This window comes from Prevotella sp. C561 (genome assembly GCF_000224595.1).
Classification (GTDB): domain Bacteria; phylum Bacteroidota; class Bacteroidia; order Bacteroidales; family Bacteroidaceae; genus Prevotella; species Prevotella jejuni.
Window position 1 is genome coordinate 172744 of the sequence record NZ_JH114139.1, and the last position, 2981, is coordinate 175724.

The 2981-nt window shown below is 43.7% G+C and carries 2 protein-coding genes and 1 pseudogene; all 3 read left to right on the forward strand.

Annotation, left to right across the window (positions count from 1 at the left end; genetic code table 11):
* On the forward strand, positions 1-820 hold an 820-nt coding region (locus tag HMPREF0666_RS17585; RefSeq protein WP_009010310.1), incomplete at its 5' end, for an IS4 family transposase.
* A 288-nt stretch (positions 821-1108) separates the two neighbouring features.
* A complete protein-coding gene (gene nhaA / locus HMPREF0666_RS00535; RefSeq protein ID WP_009010311.1) occupies positions 1109-2434 on the forward strand; it encodes a Na+/H+ antiporter NhaA in 1326 nt (441 codons plus the stop codon).
* A 244-nt stretch (positions 2435-2678) separates the two neighbouring features.
* Positions 2679-2981, forward strand: a pseudogene (locus tag HMPREF0666_RS17590) (hypothetical protein); the annotation flags it as partial.

Consider the following 2981-nt stretch of genomic DNA (forward strand, 5'->3'; position numbering starts at 1 on the left):
GGACGAGACTTTGGAAGTGGGATGCGACTTTCTGATACGTTCAACTCATAATCGCAAGAGTAGTGTAGGTGCTGATTTAGATACACTTACAGAGCATTTAGCCAAGCAGAAACCTATGGGCGAGTACAGTTTCTCACTCCCCGGACGACAAGGTCGAAAGAACAGAACAGCCGTTATGGAGGTACGTTTTATGCCTATCACCCTTCACGCACCACATTCAAATGCAGGCGGTAAGGAGAAGTTAGATATTTATTGCGTACATGTCAAGGAACGTGCCGACTCTGTTCCTGCAGGAGAAGAGCCCGTAGAATGGCGTTTACTGACTTCACACGAGGTTACTAGTCTTGCTCAAGCAGTGCAATGTATCGACTGGTATAGATGTCGTTGGCTCATCGAAGAACTTTTCCGACTAATGAAATCCAAGGGATTTGGAATAGAAGACATACAATTAGAGGATGGCGAGAGCACAAAGAAGATGATTTCTCTAACCTTATCGGCAGTACTTAAGTGTCTGATACTTAAGAGGTCATACGACACGAAACGAGAAGAAGTATCAGCCCGCATACTCTTTACAAACGTCCAATTAGTAGTTCTACATGCACTCATGGGAATGATACACACCAAGAACCCGAGGTCAAAAGATGGAAGAAATCCTTTCAAAGAGGACAGCCTACCATGGGCAGCATGGATAATTGCCCGTCTACAAGGCTGGTGTGATATGGGTAAGGACACTAGGCCAGGCTACATCACCCTTAAGGAAGGTTTACGAGTATTTGAATACCAAGTAGCCTTCTATACAAGTCTTAAAAAAGATGTGTAGAAATAGTAGCCCGCAGGGAGGGGAGTGATTAGCGAGATACCCCCAATCAATTCTGAACTTGCGGTCATTGCGAGAAGGGAAGTGTGGAGACAAGGGAAAGTCATCACAAAAGATGAAGGTCGAAGAAGAATAAAACAGAATACCCCTCGCAAGTATATTGGCTTACGAGGGTGTTCCGTTTAAATCGAAGAGTGTTTAGAACATTGGCTTTATATGCTTTTATTATATAGGGCTTATAGCGTTCTTCACCTTTTATATATATTGTAAAACAAGTATAACAAGAGAATTATGAGACAACGAGTTGAAAAGAAGCTGAATCAACATTTGATGCTTCCAATAAAATTATTCATGGGTAGGGAAAAGTCGGGAGGTATCGTTCTGCTTCTCAGCGTTGCCTTAGCTATGGTATTGGCAAACACCGACTTAGCAACAAGCTATTTCCATTTCTTTGAGCAGGAAGTAGGATTTATCGTCAACGGAGAGCCTTATCTGAATTATAGTTTACACCACTGGATTAACGATGGACTGATGGCGATATTCTTCTTTGTAGTAGGCTTAGAACTAAAAAGGGAATTCATCGGTGGCGAACTCGCTGACATCAGAAACACAATTCTGCCCATAGGTGCAGCAATAGGCGGTATGATTATACCTGCACTTATTTATCTATGTCTGAACATAGGAACCGCACAGAGCATGGGGTGGGGCATACCAATGGCAACAGACATCGCCTTTGCCTTAGGAGTCGTATATCTTTTGGGCGATAAAGTACCTGTATCGGCTAAGGTTTTCCTTACAACACTTGCCATAGTAGACGACCTTGGGGCAGTGCTTGTCATCGCCTTCTTCTACACCTCCGAGCTCTCTATTGCGAGTTTACTCTTTGGTTTGGGCTTTCTCGCAGTGATGTTTATAGGCAACAGACTCGGTATCAAGAGCCTATTCTTCTATGCCGCACTTGGTATCGGTGGCGTATGGGTAACATTCTTGCTATCGGGAATCCACGCAACAATCGCAGGCGTACTCGCCGCCTTCATGATTCCAGCCGATGCAAAGATTAACGAGTCGGTCTATCTCAAACGTATTAAGAGACGGGCAAGACGTTTCGAGAAAGAGGAAGCAAACGAGGTTAGGACTTTGGAAGAGGGGCAGGTACACGTATTGGCACATATTCAGCACGACACCAATATTGCAATACCTTTGCTGCAACAGCTCGAACACAAGTTCGCCCCTATCGTAACCTTCTTGATTATGCCGATATTTGCGATTGCCAATGCAGGTATCAACTTCACGAGTTTAAGTCTTTCAGACATCTTCTCAACCCACGTAGCACTTGGTGTGACACTCGGCTTGTTCTTAGGAAAACCAATTGGCATTGTCAGTGCAATCTTTTTAATGGTAAAAATGCGTTGGGCAACACTTCCAAGTGCCATCACTCCTCGCACACTGCTGGGCTTAGGTATGCTTGCCTCCATCGGCTTCACAATGTCGATGTTCATCTCTACCCTCGCTTTCACTGATGAGCTATTAATGACACAAGCAAAGTTGGGTATCTTCCTCGCCTCCATCTTAGGTGGAATAGGTGGATATGTACTGCTGAATAAGAAAAGTCAATAACAAACAAACAGCCTCATCCCCTTACCCCCCGCCGAAGGGGGAAGAAGCCCAACCCCCAACCCCCTCCCCCGTAGGGCTACTCTTTCTACACATCTTTTTAACATTATAACACATTGATACTCAGTAAAATACTTGCGTATGTCATGGTTTTTTAGTATCTTTGTATATGCAATTAAACAACATATTTGACTCCCTCGGAGGAGATAAGAGAATCGAATGAAGAGTTAATAGCTTGTTCGATAAGATGGTAGAGAAACAGAGTGCGGTTATTAATAAGTGCTTCGAAGATAAGGCACCTAAAGTTGGTGCCTATAGAGTACTACGTAATAAGAACTGGGATATGGAAGATCTAATAGATAGAATAAGGCAATTCTCTGGTAGTGAGTGTGTTGGACATAAGCATGTACTATGCATACAAGACACTACGGAGCTCTCTTACGACCACATGAAAGGGCGTTTGAAGGAGGATGACCCCGACTTTGGAGATGGTTCTATGCAACTGAAAAAGTATTCTATTTTCGTACATCCAACTATGATTGTGGACGCT

Coding starts and splice junctions, on each gene's coding strand:
- nhaA (WP_009010311.1), top strand. CDS start 1,109: ATGAGACAACGAGTTGAAAAGAAGCTGAATCAACATTTGATGCTTCCA.